1 protein-coding gene is annotated in these 451 nt (G+C 46.3%); it reads right to left on the bottom strand.

Annotation, left to right across the window (positions count from 1 at the left end):
• Window positions 1-396: NAD(P)-binding domain-containing protein (locus tag AB4653_RS22350; RefSeq protein WP_372105372.1), on the bottom strand; the 396-nt coding region annotated here is incomplete at its 3' end.
• Window positions 397-451 lie beyond the last annotated feature (55 nt).

The following is a 451-nucleotide window of genomic DNA, read 5'->3' as shown; positions in this document are numbered from 1 at the left end:
TTCTTCACCACCAGAAACACCCGTACCGATGAAGTGGATGCCTTTCTCGCGAAGAGCGGCAACACGACGGTTAGTGTCTGGGAAGTTAGTGTTACCACCATCAATGATGATGTCGCCTTTGTCTAGAAGTGGTACAAGCTTGTCGATGAACGTATCTACAACATCACCAGCACGAACCATAAGCATCACTTTACGTGGCGCTTCTAGCTTCTCAACTAGCTCTTCTAGAGAGTAAGCACCAACAATGTTAGTACCTTTAGCTGGGCCTTCTAGGAACTCGTCTACTTTCGCAGCAGTACGGTTGTGAGCCACAACTTTGAAGCCGTGGTCGTTCATGTTTAGGATAAGGTTCTGACCCATTACTGCTAGGCCAATTACACCGATATCACCTTTCATTATTTTATCTCCTTGCGGCTATTCGCACTTATGCGATAGCACTTGCTGCATTTGA

The organism is Vibrio sp. 10N.222.48.A3 (assembly GCF_041475345.1).
In the GTDB taxonomy this organism is placed as follows: domain Bacteria; phylum Pseudomonadota; class Gammaproteobacteria; order Enterobacterales; family Vibrionaceae; genus Vibrio; species Vibrio tasmaniensis_A.
This window is presented reverse-complemented; position numbering and strand designations above follow the sequence as displayed.